At 65.7% G+C, this 20496-nt stretch carries 14 protein-coding genes; 10 read left to right on the plus strand and 4 right to left on the minus strand.

Going from position 1 to position 20496, the window contains the following annotated elements; translation table 11 throughout:
- Positions 1 to 467 precede the first annotated feature (467 nt).
- The gene (locus ACK6C6_RS09860) at positions 468 to 767 is read left to right on the plus strand and encodes a hypothetical protein (protein ID WP_409267138.1); all 300 of its coding nucleotides are present in this window, start codon (positions 468 to 470) and stop codon (positions 765 to 767) included.
- A gap of 266 nt (positions 768 to 1033) precedes the next feature.
- Here the strand turns inward: ACK6C6_RS09860 and ACK6C6_RS09865 are convergent, their stop codons facing one another.
- Positions 1034 to 2176, minus strand: coding sequence for an endo-1,4-beta-xylanase (locus tag ACK6C6_RS09865; RefSeq protein ID WP_409267139.1), 1143 nt, complete (start codon positions 2174 to 2176; stop codon positions 1034 to 1036).
- A 187-nt stretch (positions 2177 to 2363) separates the two neighbouring features.
- Between ACK6C6_RS09865 and ACK6C6_RS09870 the strand changes: the two genes are divergently transcribed.
- The 9 genes from ACK6C6_RS09870 to ACK6C6_RS09910 all read left to right on the plus strand — a co-directional run bounded on the left by ACK6C6_RS09870 (position 2364) and on the right by ACK6C6_RS09910 (position 14853).
- Entirely contained in the window at positions 2364 to 3512 is a 1149-nt protein-coding gene (locus tag ACK6C6_RS09870) for a LacI family DNA-binding transcriptional regulator (RefSeq protein ID WP_409267140.1), read from the plus strand.
- Between the two features lie 292 nt (positions 3513 to 3804).
- A complete protein-coding gene (locus ACK6C6_RS09875) occupies positions 3805 to 6228 on the plus strand; it encodes a glycoside hydrolase family 3 N-terminal domain-containing protein (protein WP_409267141.1) in 2424 nt (807 codons plus the stop codon).
- 16 nt (positions 6229 to 6244) lie between these two features.
- Positions 6245 to 7432 (plus strand): fumarylacetoacetate hydrolase family protein, encoded by a 1188-nt coding sequence (locus tag ACK6C6_RS09880; RefSeq protein ID WP_409267142.1) that lies wholly within the window; start codon positions 6245 to 6247, stop codon positions 7430 to 7432.
- 24 nt (positions 7433 to 7456) lie between these two features.
- Positions 7457 to 8248 carry an SDR family NAD(P)-dependent oxidoreductase gene (locus tag ACK6C6_RS09885; protein WP_209586475.1) on the plus strand — a complete coding sequence of 264 codons (792 nt, stop codon included), beginning with the start codon at positions 7457 to 7459 and terminating at the stop codon, positions 8246 to 8248.
- The gene (locus ACK6C6_RS09890; protein WP_409267143.1) at positions 8245 to 9135 is read left to right on the plus strand and encodes an SMP-30/gluconolactonase/LRE family protein; all 891 of its coding nucleotides are present in this window, start codon (positions 8245 to 8247) and stop codon (positions 9133 to 9135) included. The genes ACK6C6_RS09885 and ACK6C6_RS09890 overlap by 4 nt, the downstream gene beginning before the upstream one ends.
- 4 nt (positions 9136 to 9139) lie before the next feature.
- The gene (locus tag ACK6C6_RS09895; RefSeq protein WP_409267144.1) at positions 9140 to 10930 is read left to right on the plus strand and encodes an IlvD/Edd family dehydratase; all 1791 of its coding nucleotides are present in this window, start codon (positions 9140 to 9142) and stop codon (positions 10928 to 10930) included.
- Positions 10931 to 11034: 104 nt separating this feature from the next.
- Positions 11035 to 12045 carry a D-xylose ABC transporter substrate-binding protein gene (xylF, locus tag ACK6C6_RS09900; RefSeq protein ID WP_036217551.1) on the plus strand — a complete coding sequence of 337 codons (1011 nt, stop codon included), beginning with the start codon at positions 11035 to 11037 and terminating at the stop codon, positions 12043 to 12045.
- Positions 12046 to 12124: 79 nt separating this feature from the next.
- The gene (gene xylG, locus ACK6C6_RS09905) at positions 12125 to 13651 is read left to right on the plus strand and encodes a D-xylose ABC transporter ATP-binding protein (protein WP_409267145.1); all 1527 of its coding nucleotides are present in this window, start codon (positions 12125 to 12127) and stop codon (positions 13649 to 13651) included.
- On the plus strand, positions 13648 to 14853 hold the full coding sequence (locus ACK6C6_RS09910) for a sugar ABC transporter permease (RefSeq protein ID WP_409267146.1): 1206 nt from the start codon (positions 13648 to 13650) through the stop codon (positions 14851 to 14853). Before xylG ends, ACK6C6_RS09910 begins: the two co-directional genes overlap by 4 nt.
- Positions 14854 to 15114: 261 nt before the next feature.
- Here ACK6C6_RS09910 and ACK6C6_RS09915 read toward each other — a convergent pair whose 3' ends face one another.
- The 3 genes from ACK6C6_RS09915 to ACK6C6_RS09925 form a co-directional block, all read right to left on the minus strand.
- Positions 15115 to 15369: a hypothetical protein gene (locus ACK6C6_RS09915; RefSeq protein ID WP_409267147.1), complete on the minus strand. Its 255-nt coding sequence runs from the start codon at positions 15367 to 15369 to the stop codon at positions 15115 to 15117.
- A gap of 153 nt (positions 15370 to 15522) precedes the next feature.
- On the minus strand, positions 15523 to 17112 hold the full coding sequence (locus ACK6C6_RS09920; protein WP_409267148.1) for an aldehyde dehydrogenase (NADP(+)): 1590 nt from the start codon (positions 17110 to 17112) through the stop codon (positions 15523 to 15525).
- Positions 17113 to 17234: 122 nt separating this feature from the next.
- The gene (locus ACK6C6_RS09925; protein WP_409267149.1) at positions 17235 to 20303 is read right to left on the minus strand and encodes a TonB-dependent receptor; all 3069 of its coding nucleotides are present in this window, start codon (positions 20301 to 20303) and stop codon (positions 17235 to 17237) included.
- Positions 20304 to 20496: the final 193 nt, after the last annotated feature.

Consider the following 20496-nt stretch of genomic DNA (forward strand, 5'->3'; position numbering starts at 1 on the left):
GTTTTGTTAGCTCATATGCACTGCCGATGATGACTCATCAATTGGGCGGGGAGGCTACTTGATCGTAAAAGCGCTGCTACCGTGTTCGTTGACCCTGTAGAGGAACCGGCCGGCATGACGAGCTATCACATCGACCAGCTTTCCAACTCTGATTCGATTGTTATTACCCCGTTGGGTATCGGTCGCAGAACGTTATTTTGAACGGTTATGTTGGGACTGCATCTAACACGCCCGTCGCTCACGAGATGATGAAAGATATTCGGTTCGACGTTGCGCAGGAATTTCAAGGAAGTGCGCGCGTACTGGGTCGGTCCAGGCGCATTGACTAGGCTCGCACCGGGAGCCAGACTTACCGCCGCTGTATAGCGTCCTCCTGAGCATGATTTGAAGCAAGACGATCACGATTAAAATGGAATGGCCGAGTTCGGCCAACAGCGGACGTTAGCTACCGACTTGCGAGGATTGGAATGACAGAAATCGAACCACTAAATTATCTGCTCGGCGTCACTTCTGCAAATAATGGTGGCGCGGTGACAATTCACGCCGATAAGAAAGAATTAGTGCCGCTTTGTGCTCGATTGGACATCCTCCTCGCCAAACTCGATCGAAACGCTTCGGATGACGAGTTCCTTCGATCAGCTGAGTGGGAAGGTCTTGAGTTGCCTACATCAATGCCAGCTTCCAAGCGCACACATGGGCGTAAAACGATCCATCACGTTGAGATCTACGCACGGAGCTCAGAGTGGAAAGAGCATCACGGACTGTAGGCTAGTCCGTGTGCACGTCTTCGAAACGGCTGCTACGTCCGCTTAAGGTCGGTCGTACGCGGACCTCACATTATCGCCGCAGTTGCCTGGTCGACGAACTTTCCGGGATAGCCTTCGGACATCCTTCCACGCGCATACGCGGCACGGGCAGCTGCGGCTATGGATACCCGGAAGATGACTGGCATTCATCCTCCCCAAAGGTCTACTACAACTACACCCCGCACGATGACGCGATCCACTCTGCCGCGCAGGCTGACAGTGCCGCCTCAGGCCTGGCGATCGGGCATGGCCCGCATGGCGTCCGCGATCGCCTGGCGCAGCGGCTTGGCGCGCAGCTGCGCGTCATAGGGAAGGGGGCGCTGCGGCAGCTTGTCCTTGCGCGGCGCCTCGTCCCAGGTCTGCAACCAGCTGATGTGGTCGGCCATGCCCCACAGCAGGAAGTCTTTCAGGCGCGGATAGGAAAGCGTCACGTCGAGGAATTCGCGCGCGGCCGCGGCCACGCCGGCGTCGCGCTTGGCGATGTCGGCCGGCAGGGCGCGGTCGTTGACGTCGAACTCGGTGATCAACAGGTCGTAGCCCATGGCGGTGGCCTCGTCCAGGAATTTGCGCCATTCGAGCATGTCTTCGCGGCCGCGCTTCTTGCTCTCGTCCCAGGAGCCGATGTGGGCCTGCAGGCCGAGCGCGTGGACCGGGGTGCCGCGCTTCTTCAGTTCGGCCAGCATGGTCAGCACGCCGGCGCGGTGCTTGGCGCTGCCCGAGTCTTCGCGCATGTAGTCGTTGTAGACCAGCTGGGCGTGCGGCGCATATTCCTGCGCCAGGCGGAACGCCAGGTCGATCTGCTCGATGGCGCCACTGGAGCCGGGGAATGCGCGGGTCAGGGCGTTCTGGCGCAGCTTGCCGTCGGTATGGTCGACTGCTTCGTTGACCACGTCCCAGCTGCCGATTCGCTTGCCGTAGTGTTCGCACACGGTCTTGACGTGCTTGCGCATCAGGGCTTCGGCGCGCGCGCTGCCCTTGCCGAAATGTTCTTTCGCGATCCAGCCCGGCAGCCATTTCTCGGCCTGCCAGAACAGGTTATGGCCGCGCATCGCCATGCCGCTCTTCTCGGCCCAGGCCAGCATCGCGTCGGCCGGCCCGAAGCGGTAGGCGTCGCGCGCCGGCTCGAGTGCCTGCCACTTCATCTCGTTCTCGGCCACGATGATGTTGCACTGGCGTTCGACCAGGGCGCGGTAGGCCGGGTTGCCGAACTGGTTCGCGCCGGCGCCTACCGCGGTGCCGAAGCGCAGGCCCTTGCGCTTCGCGATGTCTTTGAGGGCCTCGCCTGCGGGGGCGGCTGCCAGTGCGGGGAAGCCCGCCGGCAGGAGGGCGGCGCCGGCCAGGGCCTGCAGCATGGTGCGTCGTGTCGTCATGTGGTTTGGGTCTCCATGTTGTAATCGTGCCCGCGAATGTTAGCGCAAACTTTCCGCGATTGAAATCGATTTCGGAGCACCTGCGGTTTTTATGCTGACGTAGGCAGGGACACGTTTACGCGTTTGCGAATGTGTTAAGATAGCGCAAACAACAGGGTTGAAAGTCCATACAGGGGTCTGCGAGAACATGAGTAAAGCCAACGTGAAAGCCATTCAGGAAGACGTGGAGCGTCGCGGCCAGCCGACCATGGCCGATGTCGCCAAGCTGGCCGGCGTCTCGCCGATGACGGTGTCGCGCGTCATGAACGGCAAGGGCCTGGTGCGCGAGAGCACGCGGCGCAAGGTCGCCGAGGCGGTCGCCGCCCTTAACTACACCCCCAACCAGGAGGCGCGCAACCTGGCCGGCTCCAAGCCGATCCGGGTCGGATTCCTGTACAGTAACCCGAGCGCCGCCTACCTCAGCGAATTCCTGGTCGGCCTGCTCAGCCAGTCCGGCCTGAACAACGTCCAGCTGTTCGTCGAGAAGTGCGAAGCCGGGCAGCACGAGGAAGAGCAGACCCGGCGCCTGATCGGCAACGGGCTGGACGGCATCATCCTGCCGCCGCCGCTGTGCGACAGCGAAGCCGTGATTGCTTGCGTGGCCGAGGCCGACATCCCGGCCGTGGTGGTCGCCTGCGGTTCGCCGGACGAGCGCGTGGGCGCCGTCAGCATCGACGACTACGATGCCGCTTACCAGATGACGCGCCACCTGATCGCCCTCGGCCACCAGCGCATCGGCTTCATCGTCGGCCACCCGAACCAGACCGCCAGCGGACGCCGCCTGGCGGGCTACCGCGCCGCCATCGAAGAGAAGGGCGCCGACAAGGCCGAAGACCTGGTGGTGCAGGGCATGTTCACCTACCGCTCCGGCCTGGATGCGGCGGAACACCTGCTGGCCCTCGAGGAGCGTCCGACCGCGATCTTCGCCAGCAACGACGACATGGCCGCGGCTGCGGTCGCGGTTGCGCACCGCCTGGGCCTGGACGTGCCGGGCGACCTGACCGTCACCGGCTTCGACGACTCGGCCCTGGCCACCACCATCTGGCCCGAGCTGACCACCGTGCGCCAGCCGATCGCCGAGATGGCGCGCGAGGCCGTGCAGTCGCTCGTGCGGCGCGTGCGGGCACTGCGCGAGGGCGAAGAGGCGCCGCCGGAACGCGTGCCGATGGTATTCGAACTGGTGCGCCGCCAGTCGGATGCCGCCCCGCGTACCAGGCCGCCGGCGCGGCTGCCGTCCGTCAAGGCCGGCGCCAAAGCCGCGCCTGCGGGTGCGCGCCGCGCCCAGCCAACGCGCTGAGCAGCGCGCACGGCTGCTTCCGCACGCGTTCCCGTTTTCGCAGCGCGCCGTTCCGGCGCGCCTGCGGCACCCTTTCTCTTCCCCGACATCCCCGCCCCGAGGCCACTCCGGCCAGGTTCCCATCGCCTTTCGTAGCGCTCGCTGAACATTCAGCAAGTATTTGATTGACAGCTGATAATTCCGCCGTTTAGACTGGAATGGTTGCGGTAACATTTCTGTGATACGAATGTTTGAGTGCAATCACCCGCCATCCACGAGCGGGACATAACAACAAGCAGCGGAGACGACATCGATGGGTATCAAACGCAGGGAATTCCTGGCCTCGGTAGGGAGCGTGGCTGGCATGGCAGGCCTGGGCAGCGTCCCGGCCCTCGCCGCAGCGGCGCCCAAGGGCGGGCAGGGCGGCGTACCGTTGTACAAGCAGGCCGGCGCACCGGTCAATGCGCGGGTCGAAGACCTGCTGCGGCGCATGACGCTGGAGGAGAAGATCGTCCAGATGCAATGCCTGTGGCAAAAGAAGCCGGGCGTGCAGAATCCGGACAGCAGTTTCTCGATCGAGAAGGCGCAGGCCGCCTACCCGAACGGCATGGGCATGCTGGCGCGCCCATCCGACCGCCTGCTGGGCCGGGACGCCAACGTGGCCGGCAATTCGGGTGCGACCGAAAACCGCGGCCCGCGCGAGACCGCCGAGTATGTGAACGCGGTGCAGAAATGGGCGGTGGAACGCACCCGCCTGGGCATTCCGGTCCTGATGCACGAGGAAGCCTTGCATGGTTACACGGCGCGCGAGGCGACCTGCTTCCCGCAGGCGATCGGCCTGGCCTCGAGCTTCGACCCGCTTCTCGTGACGCAAGTTTTCTCGGTCGCAGCGCGCGAGATGCGTGCGCGCGGCGCCAACCTGGCGCTGGCGCCGGTGGTCGACGTGGCGCGCGATCCGCGCTGGGGCCGCATCGAGGAAACATATGGCGAAGACCCGCACCTGTGCGGCGTGATCGGCAAGGCCGCCGTGATCGGCTTCTCGGGCGAGACCCTGCCGCTGGCGGCGGACAAGGTGCACGCGACGCTCAAGCACATGACCGGCCACGGCCAGCCCGAGAGCGGCACCAATATCGGCCCGGCCAATGTCGGCGAGCGCACCCTGCGCGAAGACTTTTTCCCACCGTTCGAGAAGATCGTCAAGGAAACCAATATCGCGGCCGTGATGCCCTCGTATAACGAGATCGATGGCCTGCCTTCGCACGCCAACCGCTGGCTGCTGACCGACGTGCTGCGCAAGGAATGGGGCTTCAAGGGCGCCACCGTGGCCGACTACATGGCCGTGATCGAACTGGTCTCGCGCCACAAGCTGGCCGCTACCGGCAAGGAAGCGGCGCTGCGCGCGGTCAAGGCCGGTGTCGACGTCGAGACCCCGGATCCGGCGGGCTACCTGAGCCTGGCGGAGCTGGTGCGCGAGAACAAGATCGCGGTCAAGGAAATCGATGACGCGGTGCGCCGCGTGCTGAAGCTGAAGTTCGACGCCGGACTGTTCGAGAACCCGTATGCCGACCCGGCCCGCGCCGACGCGCTGACCGCCACCCCGGACGCGATCGATCTGGCGCGCGAGGCGGCCCGCCGCAGCGCCGTGCTGCTGAAGAACAAGGTAGACGAGAGAGGCGTGGGCCTGTTGCCGCTGCAGCCGAACCGGGTCGGCAAGATGCTGCTGCTCGGCACCCACGCAAAGGACACCCCGATCGGCGGCTACTCGGACATCCCGCGCCACGTGGTCTCGATCCACGAGGCGCTGGAGAAGGAAGCGCGCGCCCAGGGCTTCTCGTTCGACTACCGCGAGGGCGTGCGCCTGACCGAACAGCGCATCTGGGGCAAGGACGAGATCGAATTCACCAAGCCGGAAGTCAATGCGCGCCTGATCCAGGATGCCGTGGAAGCCGCCAAGTCGGCCGACACCATCGTCATGGTCCTGGGCGACAACGAGATGACCGCGCGCGAAGCCTGGGCCGACCACCACCTGGGCGACCGCATCACGCTGGACCTGCTCGGCCAGCAGAACGACCTGGCGCGCGCCATCTTTGCGTTGAACAAACCGACCGTGGTGCTGCTGCTGAACGGCCGTCCGCTGTCGGCCAAGCTGCTGGCCGAACGCGCCGACGCCTTGCTCGAATGCTGGTACCTGGGCCAGGAAACCGGCCATGCCGTGGCCGACCTGCTGTTCGGCCGCGCCAACCCGGGCGGCAAGCTGCCGGTCACGATCGCGCGCGACCCGGGCCAGCTGCCGATGTACTACAACCGCAAGCCCAGCACCCGGCGCGGCTATATCGACGGCGTGACCACGCCCTTGTTCCCGTTCGGTTACGGCCTGTCGTATACCCGTTTCGAGATCTCGGCGCCGCGCCTGACCCAGGCGCGTATCGGCGTGAACGGCAGCACCCGGGTCCAGGTGGACGTGCGCAACATGGGCCAGCTGCGCGGCGACGAGGTCGTGCAGCTGTATATCCGCGACGACGTCAGCTCGGTGACCCGGCCGCTGCTGGAGCTGAAGGGCTTCCAGCGCGTCACGCTCGAGCCGGGCGCAAGCCGTACCCTGGAATTCGACATCAAGCCGAGCGACCTGTGGTTCTTCAACGCCGACATGAAGCGCGTCGTCGAACCGGGCACGTTCAGCATCTTCGTGGGACCGAACAGCGTCGACCTCAAGAAGGCGACCCTCACCGTGGCATAAGGAAAAGAGAAAGATCATGACACAAGAAACCAATCTGCTGCCCGCCGACCTGAACGACGCACTGCTGGTCGGTCGCGTCTGGCGCGGCGCGCCAGTGGACGGCCCCGCCGTGGTGGCGGTACGCCGCGGCCGCCTGGTCGACATCACGCAGCACGCCGCCACGGTGGCCGAGCTGTTCGAGCGCGACGACATGCTGGCGATCGTGCGCGGCGCCGAAGGCGAAGACCTGGGCGACGCGCTGGCGCTGGTGCAGGCCGCAAGCGGCGGGGAAGCCGACGGCGGCATCAAGCTGCTCGCCCCCTGCGACCTGCAGGCGATCAAGGCATGCGGCGTGACCTTCGCGGTCAGCCTGCTGGAGCGCGTGATCGAAGAGCAGGCCAAGGGCGATCCCGGGCGCGCCGGCGAACTGCGCGCCCAGCTGCAGGCCTCGATCGGCACAAACCTGTCGCAGATCGAGCCCGGCTCCGAGGCCGCCCTGCGCCTGAAGGACGAGTTGTCCAGCCGCGGCCTGTGGTCGCAGTACATGGAGGTGGGCATCGGGCCGTATGCCGAAGTGTTCACCAAGTCGCAGCCGATGTCGGCGGTCGGCCACGGTGCGGAGGTCGGACTGCACCCGGCATCCCACTGGAACAACCCGGAACCGGAAATCGTGCTGGCCGTGAACAGCCGCGGGCTGGTGGTCGGCGGCACGCTCGGGAACGACGTCAACCTGCGCGACATTGAGGGCCGTAGCGCTCTGCTCCTGGGCAAGGCCAAGGACAACAACGGTTCCTGCGCGATCGGTCCCTTCATCCGCCTGTTCGACGGCGGCTTCTCGCTCGATACCCTGCGCGAAGCCGAAGTGGGCATGCTGATCGAAGGCCTGGACGACGGCTTCACGCTCGAAGGGCGCAGCCGCATGCGCGAGATCAGCCGCGACCCGCTCGACCTGGTCGGCCAGACCTGCGGCGCCCACCACCAGTACCCGGACGGCTTCATGCTCTTCCTCGGCACCATGTTCTCGCCGATCAAGGACCGCGACGCGCCGGGCAAAGGCTTCACCCACCACCTCGGAGATCGCGTCAGCATCTCCACGCCCTCGCTCGGCACGCTGGTCAACACGGTCCAGCGCAGCGACGGCATCGAACCCTGGACCTTCGGCGTACGGGCCCTCTACAACAACCTGGCGCGGCGCGGCCTGCTGGCCGCAGCCGGCGGCCGATAGGACGCCACTCCTTACGAGAACTTCATGTCTGACAACAAGAATCAAGAATTTACTTACGCGTCCTACCCGAGCCTGGCGGGCAAGCGGGTCGTCGTCACCGGTGGCGGCAGCGGCATCGGCAGCGAGCTGACAGCGGCTTTCGCCGGGCAGGGCGCGCGCGTGGTCTTCCTCGACATCGCCGAAGAGGCGTCGCGCCAGCTGGAGGCCAGCCTGGCCGCGTCCCAGTACCCGCCGAAGTTCATGCGCTGCGACCTGACCGACCTGGACCAGCTCAAGTCCGTGTTCGCCGCCATCGAGGAAGAGCTCGGCGGCGTCGACATCCTGCTCAACAACGCGGCGAATGACGACCGCCACGAGATCGAGGACGTCACCCCGGAGTACTGGGAAAGCCGCATGAACGTCAACCTGCGCCACAAGTTCTTCTGCACCCAGGCTGTCCTGCCGGGCATGAAAGCGCGGCGCGACGGAGTGATCCTGAACTTCGGCTCGATCTCCTGGCACCTGCCGCACACCCAGCTGCACCTGTACATGACGGCCAAGGCCGGCATCGAGGGCATGACCCGCGCGCTGGCGCGCGATGTCGGCAAGTACGGCATCCGCGCCAACACCGTGGTGCCGGGCGCGGTGCGCACCCCGCGTCAGCAGGCCCTGTGGCATACCGAGGAGGAAGAGGCGCGCATCCTGGCCGGCCAGTGCATCCCGGAGCGCGTCGAGATGCAGGACGTGGCCGCATTGACCCTGTTCCTGGCCTCGAACAACGCGCGCCATTGCAGCGGCCGCGAATACTTCGTCGACGCGGGCTGGTACGGCGCATGAGCGGCCAGAACGACATCGCGAGCAGCCCGGCCTGCCTGTGGCAGGTGGGTGCCACGCTGGGCGAGGGCGTCCTGTGGGACGCCGCCGGTGCGCAGGTCTGGTTCGTCGACATCAAGGGCCGGCGCATCCACCGCTGCGACGCCGACGGCGCAAACCGGCAGAGCTGGGATGCACCAGGCCAGGTCAGCTTCATCGTGTGCGCCGACGACGGCGGCATGGTCTGCTCGCTGGACGACGGCCTGTACCGCTTCCATGAAGAGACCGGCGCATTCGCGCCGCTGCTGGCTGTGGAGGCCGAGGTACCGGGCAACCGCTTCAACGACGGCCACGTCGACGCCGACGGCGCGCTGTGGTTCGGCTCGATGGACGACGCGGAAGAGCAGCCCACCGGCGCGCTGTACCGCTTCGACGGCAGCAAGGCCGAACGCCACGACGACGGCTACGTCATCACCAACGGCCCGGCGCTGAGCCCCGACGGGCGCACCCTGTACCACACGGACACCCTGGAAAAGCGCACCTATGCCTTCGACCGGGCGGCGGACGGCAGCCTGTCGAACAAGCGCCTGTTCGTGGAATTGCAGGACGGCGGTTATCCGGACGGCATGGCCGTGGATGCGGAAGGCTGCGTGTGGATCGCCACCTTCGGCGGCTGGCGCATCGACCGCTTCGACGCGCAAGGGCGCAAAGTCGGCGAAGTACGCTTCCCTTGCGCCAACGTCACCAAGCTGGCCTTCGGCGGCGCGGACCTGCGCACGGTCTACGCCACCACCGCCCGCAAGGGCCTGTCGAACGAAGAACTGGCGGCGCAACCGCTGGCCGGCGGCCTGTTCAGCTTCCGCGTGGAGACCCCGGGACTGCCGCAGCGCCTCTTGCGGCTGGAGAAATGAGAACATGAATCACGACGACCAACAACAGAAGCCACGCCGGTTCCGCTCCCAGGACTGGTTCGACAACCCCGAGCGGATCGACATGACCGCGCTCTACCTGGAGCGCTTCATGAACTACGGGATCACCCCGGACGAACTGCGCTCGGGCAAGCCGATCATCGGCATCGCCCAGAGCGGCAGCGACATCGCGCCCTGCAACCGCATCCACCTGGACCTGGCCAAGCGCGTGCGCGACGGCATCCGCGACGCCGGCGGCATCCCGATGGAGTTCCCGCTGCACCCGATTTTCGAAAACTGCCGCCGCCCGACCGCGGCGCTGGACCGCAACCTGGCCTACCTGGGCCTGGTCGAGATCCTGCACGGCTACCCGATCGACGCGGTGGTGCTGACCACCGGCTGCGACAAGACCACCCCGGCCCAATTGATGGCGGCCGCCACGGTCGACATCCCGGCCATCGTGCTGTCCGGCGGCCCGATGCTGGATGGCTGGTTCGAAGGCGAACTGGCCGGTTCGGGCGCCGCCGTCTGGAAAGGGCGCAAGCGCCTGGCAGCAGGCGAGATCGACGAAGAGAAATTCATCCAGATCGCCACTGCCTCGGCGCCCTCCGCCGGCCATTGCAACACGATGGGCACCGCCTCGACCATGAACGCCGTGGCCGAAGCACTGGGCATGTCCTTGACCGGTTGCTCGGCGATTCCCGCCCCGTACCGCGAACGCGGCCAGATGGCCTACGACACCGGCCGCCGCATCGTCGAACTGGCCCATGCAGACGTCCGTCCCTCGACCATCCTGACGCGCGAGGCCTTCCTGGACGCGATCGTGGTCAATGCCGCGATCGGCGGCTCGAGCAACGCCCAGCCCCACATCGTTGCCATGGCGCGCCATGCCGGCGTCGAGATCACGCCCGAGGACTGGATGGAATACGGCTACGACGTGCCGCTGCTGCTCAACATGCAGCCGGCCGGCAAATACCTGGGCGAGCGCTTCCACCGCGCCGGCGGCGTGCCGGCCATCATGTGGGAGCTCGAGCAGCAGGGCCTGCTGCGCTCGCAGCGCCCGACCGTGACCGGCAAGACCATGGCCGAGAACCTGGTGGACAAGGAAAGCTGGGACCGCGAGATGATCCGTCCCTTCGCCGATCCGCTCAAGCACAGTGCCGGCTTCCTGGTCCTGAAGGGCAACCTGTTCGACTTCGCCATCATGAAGACCAGCGTGATCTCACCGGCCTTCCGCGAGCGCTATCTGTCGGAGCCCGGCGCGGAAAACCGCTTCGAGTGCCGCGTGGTCGTGTTCGACGGTTCGGACGACTACCACCACCGCATCAACGATCCGGCGCTCGAGATCGACGAGCGCACCATGCTGGTGATCCGCGGTTCCGGCCCGATCGGCTGGCCCGGATCGGCCGAAGTGGTGAACATGCAGCCGCCCGATGCCTTGATCAAGCGCGGCATCATGGCGCTGCCGACCCTGGGCGACGGCCGCCAGTCCGGCACATCGGACAGCCCGTCGATCCTGAACGCTTCGCCCGAGAGCGCGGCCGGCGGCAACCTGGCGCTGTTGCGCACCGGCGACATCGTGCGCGTGGACCTGAACGCGGGACGCTGCGACGTGCTGATCTCCGATGTGGAAATGGAAGCACGCCACAGGGACGACCCGCCGGCGATCCCGCCCAACCAGACGCCGTGGCAGCAGATCTACCGCGCCACCGTGGGCCAGCTGCATACCGGCGCCTGCATGGAACTGGCGCTGCCTTATCGCGGCGTGGGCCACGACATGCCGCGCCATAACCACTAACGATAAGACGGGCTGGCGCGGCGGCGGGATTTTGATCAGAATGGCAGAAGCCGCTGCAGCGCTGGACCGCAAGGCAACATAAGAAATCAATAGGAGACGTAATAATGAAAAAGATGATCAAGGCCGTCAGCCTGGCCTGCGCCATGCTGTTCACGGGCGGCGTCGGCGTTGCCCACGCCGATGCCACCAATCCCAAGATCGGCTTCTCGATCGACGACCTGCGCCTGGAGCGCTGGGCGCGCGACCGCGATTACTTCACGGCCGCCGCCCAGAAGCTGGGCGCCAAGGTGTACGTACAATCGGCCGACGCCAGCGAGCAGCGCCAGATCGCCCAGATCGAAAACCTGATCTCGCGCGGCGTGGACGTCCTGGTGATCGTTCCCTACAACGCCACGGTGCTGAACAACGCCATCCGCGAAGCGAAGAAGGCCAAGATCAAGGTAGTCTCGTATGACCGACTGATCCTGAATGCCGATGTCGACGCCTACGTCTCGTTCGACAACAAGGCGGTCGGCGAACTGCAGGCGCAGTCGCTGGTGAACCTCAAGCCAAAGGGCAACTACTACCTGCTGGGCGGCGCTCCGACCGACAACAACGCCAAGATCCTGCGCGAAGGCCAGATGAAGGTGCTGCAGCCGCTGGTGGACAAGGGCGACGTCAAGATCGTCGGCAAGCAATGGGTCAAGGACTGGAGCGCGTCCGAGGCGATGGCCATCGTCGAGAACGCGCTGACCGCGAGCGGCAACAAGATCGACGCCGTGGTCGCTTCCAACGACGGCACCGCCGGCGGCGCGATCCAGGCGCTGGCGGCCCAGAAGCTGGCCGGCAAGGTGGTGGTGTCGGGCCAGGATGCCGACCTGGCGGCGGTACGCCGCGTGATCGCCGGCACCCAGACCATGACCGTCTACAAGCCGCTGCGCGCCCTAGCCTCGAACGCGGCCAACGTCGCCGTGCAGCTGGTGCGCAACCAGAAGCCGGCCTACAACGCCCAGATGCACAACGGCGTCAAGAACGTCGACAGCCTGCTGCTCAAGCCTGTCCTGCTGAACAAGTCGAACGTCGACCTGCTGGTCAAGGACGGCTTCTACACCCAGGCACAGCTGGCCGGCAAGTAATCCACCGGCTGTCGGCACTTTGCGCCAGCCGCGCCGGTCGGAGACGATCGGCGTGGCGGTGCACCTGAACGAGTCTTGAATGTCACCCTATCTTCTCCAAATGAAGGACATCGCGAAGCGATTCGACGGTGTCCCCGCGCTCGACGGGATCGATCTGGCGATCCGTCCCGGCGAGTGCATCGGCCTGTGCGGCGAGAACGGCGCCGGCAAGTCGACCCTGATGAAAGTCCTGTCGGCGGTCTACCCGCACGGCAGCTGGGACGGCGAGATCCTGCTCGACGGCCAGCCGCTGCGGGCGCGCTCGGTGCGCGAGACCGAGGACGCCGGCATCATCATCATCCACCAGGAACTGATGCTGGTGCCCGAACTGTCCGTGGCCGAGAACATCTTCCTCGGTAATGAACTGACCCTGCCGGGTGGGCGCCTCGACTATCCCGCAATGAACCGCCGCGCCGAGGAAATCCTGCGCGAACTGAAGCTCCCCGACGTCAACGTGGTACTGCCCGTGAAGAACTACGGCGGCGGCCACCAGCAACTGATCGAGATCGGCAAGGCCCTGAACAAGCAGGCGCGCCTGCTGATCCTGGACGAGCCCTCGGCTTCGCTGACGGCCAGCGAGATCGAGGTGCTGCTCGAGATCATCCGCGACCTCAAGGCCAAGGGCGTGGCCTGCGTCTACATCTCGCACAAGCTCGAGGAAGTCGCGGCGATCTGCGACACCATCGTGGTCATCCGCGACGGCAAGCACATCGCCACCACGCCGATGCAGCAGATGAACGTGGACCGCATCATCGCCCAGATGTGCGGGCGCGAGATGAACCAGCTGTATCCCTCGCTCCCGCACGAGGTGGGCGAGGTGGTGATGGAGGCGCGCCACGTCACCTGCTGGGACCCGGACCAGCCGCAGCGCAAGAAGGTCGACGACGTGTCCTTCGAGCTGCGCCGCGGCGAGATCCTCGGGATCGCCGGCCTGGTGGGCGCGGGCCGCACCGAGCTGGTCACCGCGATCTACGGCTCCTACGAAGGCGCCTACGAAGGCGAAGTGTGGCTGAACGGCCAGCGGGTCGACACCTCGACGCCGCTCAAGGCGATCGGGACGGGCTTTGCCCTGGTGCCCGAAGACCGCAAGCAGCACGGTATCGTGCGCGACCTGTCGGTGGGCGAGAACATCACCCTGTCGGTGCTGGACCGCTTCTCGAAGCTCTCGCGCATCGACGACGGCCTGGAAGCGCGCGAGGTGGGCGAGCAGATCCGCCGCCTGGCGCTCAAGACCGCCAGCCCGGCGCTGCCGATCACGGCGCTCTCGGGCGGCAACCAGCAGAAGGCGGTGCTGGCCAAGATGCTGCTGACCCAGCCGAAGGTGCTGATCCTCGACGAGCCGACCCGCGGGGTCGACGTCGGCGCCAAGTTCGAGATCTACAAGCTGATCCTCGAACTGGCCGCCCAGGGCATCTCGATCATCATGGTGTCGTCCGAACTGGCCGAGGTGCTCGGCGTCTCCGACCGGGTGCTGGTGATGGGCGAGGGCAAGCTGCGTGGGAATTTCCTTAATCAAGGCCTGACCCAGGAAATGGTGTTGGGCGCTGCAATCGGACAGGTGAAATGATGCTAGACAAAGTACACGCGCCAGCGGCGGCCCAGGGGGGCGCGGCACGGGCGGCGACAAACACGGGGATCAGCTTCAAGCAGATTTTCACGCAGTATAAAATCCTGGCCCTGCTGGTCGCGATCGCCATCATCTGGGCCTTCTTCAGCTGGAAGACCGACGGCGGCTTCACCTCCGCGCGCAACCTGTCCAACCTGATGCGCCAGATGTCGGTGACCGGCATCCTGGCCTGCGGCATGGTGTTCGTCATCATCGCCGGCGAGATCGACCTGTCGATTGGCTCGCTCCTCGGGCTATTAGGAGGACTGGCCGCCGTGCTGGATGTCGTCCACCACCTGCCGCTGCCGATCTCGATGGCGATCGTGCTGGCGGGCGGCATGCTGCTCGGCTTCCTGAACGGCTACCTGACAGCCTATGCGGGGATACCCTCATTCATTGTCGGGCTGGGGGGCATGCTGGCCTACCGCGGCATCGTGCTCGGACTGACCGACGGCACCACCATCGCCCCGATCTCGCCGGAATTCGAGCAGCTCGGCCAGGCCTACCTGCCGCCGGCCTTCGGCATGCTGCTCGGCGCCGGCCTGTTCGTGCTGGCCTGCGTACTGGCCTGGCGCCAGCGCGCCAGCCAGGCGCGCCACAATCTGCCGGTCCTGCCGCTGTGGCGCAGCGTGGCCCGGGTAGCCATCATCGGCGTGGTGCTGGCTGGCCTCATCAGCACCTTCAACAGCTATGAAGGCATCCCGCTGCCGGTGCTGATCCTGCTGGTCCTGCTGGGCGTGTTCAGCTACATCGCACGCCAGACCGTGTTCGGCCGCCGCATCTACGCCGTCGGCAGCAATATGGAAGCGACGCGCCTGTCGGGCATCAACGTGCGCGCCGTCAAGCTCTGGATCTTCGGCCTGATGGGCCTGATGTGCGCGCTGGCCGGCCTGATCAACACTGCGCGCCTGGCTGCGGGTTCGCCCTCGGCCGGCATGTCGGCGGAGCTGGACGTGATCGCCGCCTGCTTCATCGGCGGCACCTCGATGCGCGGCGGCGCCGGCACCGTGCACGGCGCGCTGGTGGGCGCCCTGGTCATGGCCAGCCTGGACAACGGCATGTCGATGCTGGACGTCGACACCTACTGGCAGATGATCGTCAAGGGCCTGATCCTGACCCTGGCGGTGTGGCTGGACGTGGCAACGCGTACCGGACGCCGCTGAACCGAACCGGCGCCATCCGGACGGCGCCGCATGCACGCAATCGACGAAGCCAGGTGCACGAGCACCTGGCTTTTTCGTTGGCGCTGTCTGCGTGAGCTGTGCATCATCCGATGACTATATGCAGCGATCGTTCAACTGAAGTGACCCACCCACGCTCCAGCGGCGGGCGCCAGATGGCGCGCCGCAAGTTCTACCTGGACGCCCAACGAAACCTCTCGCTTGTTCCGGCAGCAACAAGGCCGTACACTGAGCTGAGGTCCGCTATCGGCCAAAAGCAGACATAGCCAGCAATTTGACAATCGCTGAGATTGATGAGTCAACCTTGAATAAATCTAAACTTAAATCTAAAGTCGCGTTCCTTGCTAGTGTCTGCTCCTTATGCACTTCAAGTTTGCTTCTTCTCACTAGACAATACATTCCGGCGATGGGTTTTTTTGTCGCTTCTGCAATTTGGTTTGTCGTAGGGTACAAAAATAGCAGAACGAAACGTTGATGCTTGTCGGCAGTCTTGAGCATTCATGTCCGCTTTGGGTCGATAGCGGACGTACACGACCATAGTCCTGGTATTAATATGGCCGCCGTGTTCGCCCCCTGGGCTGCGGCGCCGCGTTGCCAGGATAAGAAAATCCAGGCGCATGCGCCTGGATTTTCTACTTGCCGCGTGCCTTGTCAGCTTGCGGTTTTCAGCACCCCGTCGACCACGCGGGCCAGGCCCAGCGGATTGTCGTCGCGCAGCGCTTCCGGCAGCAGTTCGCTTGGTACGGCCTGGTAGCACACCGGGCGCAGGAAACGGTCGATCGCGGTGGCGCCGACCGAGGTGGTGCGGCTGTCCGAGGTGGCGGGGAAGGGGCCGCCATGTACCATGGCGTGCGACACCTCGACGCCGGTCGGGAAGCCGTTGAACAGGATGCGGCCCGCCTTGCGCTCGAGCAGGGGCAGCAGGCTTGCCGCCAGCGCGCCGTCCGCCGCCGTCGCGTGGACGGTCGCGGTCAGCTGGCCCTCGACGTGTGCGGCCACGGCCAGCAGTTCGGCTTCGTCGCGGCAGCGCACCATCACCGCGGCTGGGCCGAAGATCTCTTCTTCCAGCGCAGGGGTAGCGAGGAAGGTGGCGGCGTCGCACCCGTACAGGGCCGGCTGCGCTGCGCATGCCGGGCCCTCCGCGCCGGCTGCCGCGCCGCGCGCCAGCAACTGCACGCCCGGCACGGCGGAGCGGGCTTCGACCGCCTCGACATAGGCCTTGTGGATACCGGGCGTGAGCATGGTGCCGGCGGTTTTGAGCTGCAGGACCTCGGCAGCCGCGACGCTGAATGCGTTGAATGCCTCTCCTTCCAGGCCGACCACCAGGCCCGGATTGGTGCAGAACTGGCCGACGCCGAGCGTGAGCGAATCGACGAAGCCTTGCGCCAGCCCGGCAGCCTTGCCCTCGAGCGCGTTCGGCAGCAGGAAGAAGGGATTGACGCTGCTCATTTCCGCATACACGGGGATCGGTTCCGGACGTGCGGCGGCGGTGCGCATGAGGGCCAGGCCGCCCTGGCGCGAGCCGGTGAAGCCCACGGCCTTGATCGCGGGATGCGCCACCAGCGCGGTGCCGATGCTCCTGCCTTCGCCGATCAGCATCGAGAACACGCCTTCCGGCATGTCGCAGTCGATGGCGGCCTGCTGCACCGCGCGTGCTACCAGCTCCGAGGTGCCGAGGTGGGCGTTATGGGCCTTGACCACCACCGGGCAGCCAGCCGCAAGGGCGGACGCGGTATCGCCGCCGGCCACCGAGAACGCGAGCGGGAAGTTACTGGCGCCGAAGACCGCGACCGGGCCCAGCGGGATCTTGCGCATGCGCAGGTCCGGGCGTGGCGGCGTGCGCTCGGGCAGGGCCGAATCGAGGGTCGCCGCCAGGAAGTGGCCGTCGCGGACCACCTTGGCGAACAGGCGCAGCTGGTTGACGGTGCGCATGCGCTCGCCTTCCAGGCGTGCCTGCGGCAGGCCGGATTCGAGGCCGGCGCGCTCGATCAGGGCCGGGCCGAGGTCGAGGATGCGCGCGGCGATGGCCTCCAGGAATGCGGCGCGCCGCTCCAGGGGCAGGGCGCGGTAGCTGTCGAAGGCCTGCTCGGCCAGCGTGCAGGCCGTCTCCAGCTCTGCGCTGGAAGCCAGGCCGAAGCCCGGTTCGAGGGTAGCGTGGCGCGCCGGGTCGATGGCGTGAACGACGCCCGCGGCGCCGCGCACGCTGCGCCTGCCGATGATCATGTCGCCTTGGATCTGCATGGAATGCTCCTTGTCTGGTGATTAATGGATGAAAAGAGAAAAAAAAGCCGCGGTCCGCATGGCGGAACCGCGACTTCAGGAGAGACGAACTTGCGTGCCGTACTAAGACGCAGAAGCGCGGCTTAGAACGAGTACTGCGCCCGGATGGTGTAACGCGGACCGCTCATGAACAGCTGGCGGGTGAACATGCCGGCATGCTGCTGCATGACCTGGCGCGTCTTGGCGTTGTTCAGGTTCTGGGCTTCCAGGCCGATACGGAACTTGTCCGTGAAGTCGTAGAAGATCGAACCGTCCAGCTGGCCGTAATCGTCCTGCCACAGCGGCAGGCCGTAGGCCTGGTCGTTGTTCGGCGTCGGGATCAGGAAGCGTGCGCCGGCGTCCGGGTTCGTGTTCAGGCCGTTGTTGCCGCGGCTGCCCCAGGTGTTGACGGCGACCAGGTAACGCGAGCGCCAGTTGTACGCCAGGCGGGCCGACAGGCCGTTCTTCTCGTACATGACCGCGAAGTTGACCGTGTGACGCGACAGGCCTTGCAGCGGCGTGTTGCCGAACGGACGTCCGTCGGTGTCGCAGCCGTTGATCGACAGGTTCATGTTCGACTGGTCGCTGCCCGCGCAGAACGCGGCCGGCACCGGCTTGTCCAGCTTGCGCTCGCTCGACACATAGGTCCAGCTGGCCTGGGTGCCGATACCGCGCAGCCAGTCGGGCACGAAGTCGTAGTACTGCTGGTGCGCGATCTCGAAGCCGCGGGCAAAGCCGTGGGCGCCGTTGATCGGATGGGTGACCGCGAAGGTCCGGTCCTGGCCGTTGACATCCTTCACCGTGTAACCGTAGGTGGTGTTCACGACGATGTTCTTGATGTCCTTGTCGAAGGCCGAGAAGGTCAGCGATCCGCCCGGCGCGAAATACCATTCGGCGGTCAGGTCGATGTTGGTCGCGGTGGTCGGCCTCAGGAGCGGGTTGCCGTCGCTGTTGCCGGTCAGGTTGTTGCCGCTGAAGACGACGCGCTGGTCCGCGAGCGTGACCGGATCCTTGATCGTCAGCTGGTTCGCCGGCGAGCTCAGGGTGGTCAGGGACTGCAGCTGGTTGAAGTCCGGACGCGACATCGCCTTGGCCCAGGCAAAGCGGAACTGCAGCTGGTCGCTGACCTTCATGCGCAGGTTCAGGCTCGGCAGCCAGTTGTGGTAGCCGGTATCGGTGCTGCGCGGGGTCTCGAACTTGGCGATGTTGACCAGGGTGTCCACGCCTTCCACCGGCACGTCGCCAGGAATGCTGACGTTGGTCGGGTCGTACGCGATGTAGCCGTTCGTGGTGTTCGTCGTCTTCACGTAGCGGATGCCGATGTTGCCGTCGATCGGATACTTGAGGTCGTCGAAGCCGAAGCGCAGCTGGGTGTAGGCGGCGCGGGTCTTTTCGGTCTGCAGGTTGCGTGCCGACGGCGTGTCGAAGGTGGATGGTTTCCAGGTGTCGCAGGTACCCCAGCCCTGGGCGGCCGCCTGCTCCTGGCACAGGATGGTGTGGTAGCCGTGCAGCTTGGTCCAGCCGTTCGGGAAGTCGCGTGCCAGTGCATCGGTCGGATACAGCATCGCCGGAATCGATACCTTGCCGCCGAAGAAGTTGTCGATCTGCGCCAGCTCGGTGCCGCCCGCGAAGCGCGGGTCGCTCAGGCGCGCCACGCCCGGAATCTGCCAGCCTTCCATCCACGGGAAGGTAATCGAGGACCAGTTGTAGAACTTCTGTGCCTTGTTGTTCTCGCCCTCGCGGTCCGCCATGCGCACGCCGAAGCGGATGTCGCGCAGCACCGGATCGTCGAAGGAGAACTTGACGTCGCTGCGCCAGGTCTTCTGCTCGGCCTTGGCGCGGTCGAGCGCTTCCTGGGTATAGGCCCAGTAGTAGTTCTTCGGGTCGGCCATGAACTCAGCCGAGCCGAGACCGATCTTCGGAATGCTGCCCCTGAGGTCCATCGACTGGTTCGGCAGGATGAAGCCGGTCGAGACGTCGGCGTCGAAGCCCTCGGTGGTGGAGCGGACGTGCTGGATGTCGTTGGTCCAGGTCAGGTCCGGCGTCACGCGCCATTGCACGTTCAGCGCGAGGTCGCGCGTGCCGGAGGTGCGCTGGTTGATGCGGCGCGAGCTGTTGAACGGCGAGCCGCCGTAGGTCGGGTTCGCGATCGTGCCGCTCTGGAAGGCGCCCTTGTCGTCATAGACGGTGTCGGCGCCGGCCACCTGCTGGTACCACTTGTCTTCGGACGAGGCGACCACGCGCTCGCTCAGGTCTTCCTGGTAGTCGGTCTTGAAATAAGTCAGCCCAGCCGTGACGTCGCGGGTCGGGCGCCACTGGAACGCGGCGTAGTCGCCGCGGCGGACGCGCTCGAAGTCCTGCGAACGCAGGCCGCCGCCAAGCGGCAGCCATTTGGTCGCGTCGCGGTTGTACTGGGCCGGGTTGCGGGAGTTCACGTGCGGGAAGTACGGATCGATGCCGATGGCGTCGGTACGGGTCGGATTCTTCGCATAGGCGAAGTCGACCAGGGCGCCGAATTCGCCGAGCGGGGTGTTCCAGCGGTTCGACAGCAGCAGGGCGCCGGTCGGACCCTTGGCCTTGTTCAGCTCCGAGTAGGTCTGCGACACGCCCAGCGAACCCTTCAGGCCCTTGAAGTCGAAGGGCATCGCGGTGCGCAGGTTGACCAGGCCGGCGAGGGCGCCTTCGATCTGTTCCGCGGACGGGTTCTTGTAGACGTCGACGCCGGCCATCAGTTCCGGCGCCACGTCGGCGAAGCCGAGCGAGCGGCCGCCGCCGGCCGAGAACGCGTCGCGGCCGTTGACTTCCGAGCGCACGTAGGTCAGGCCACGCACCGACACGCCGGAACCTTCGACCGCCTGGCGGTTCGGGTCGCCCGGCATGTTGCGGTCCATGGTGACGCCGGCGATACGTTGCAGCACCTCGGTGACCGAACGGTCGGGGAGCTTGCCGATGTCTTCGGCGACGATCGAGTCGACCACCTCGTCGGAATTCTGCTTGAGTTTCTGGGCCGATTGCAGCGCTGCGCGCTGGCCGGACACCTTGACCACCTGCGTCGCAGGGACGACCGGCTCCTCCGCGCTGGTATTGGTGGTCTGGGCCCATGCTGCGCCGCTATAGGCGACGGCGATCTGCGCGACCGCTGCAGCGATCGCTGTTTTCTGGAACTTCCTCACGTTGTCTCCTGATGTAGGTAATTTTTTTATTTGCCAGGCCGCCATGCGCCGCGACTGCATCGACGGCCCTGCTAACACTGGATGTTGTACGCTACCATAATTTTAGCGCCGAAACCTGAACAGCGTGTAAGTTTTGTTAATGCACAACACTCAATGCGGCGAAGTGGCCACGTGGCGACATGCGAAACGCGCT

It is taken from the genome of Massilia sp. BHUDP2 (assembly GCF_046236355.1).
Classification (GTDB): Bacteria; Pseudomonadota; Gammaproteobacteria; order Burkholderiales; family Burkholderiaceae_D; genus Telluria; species Telluria varians.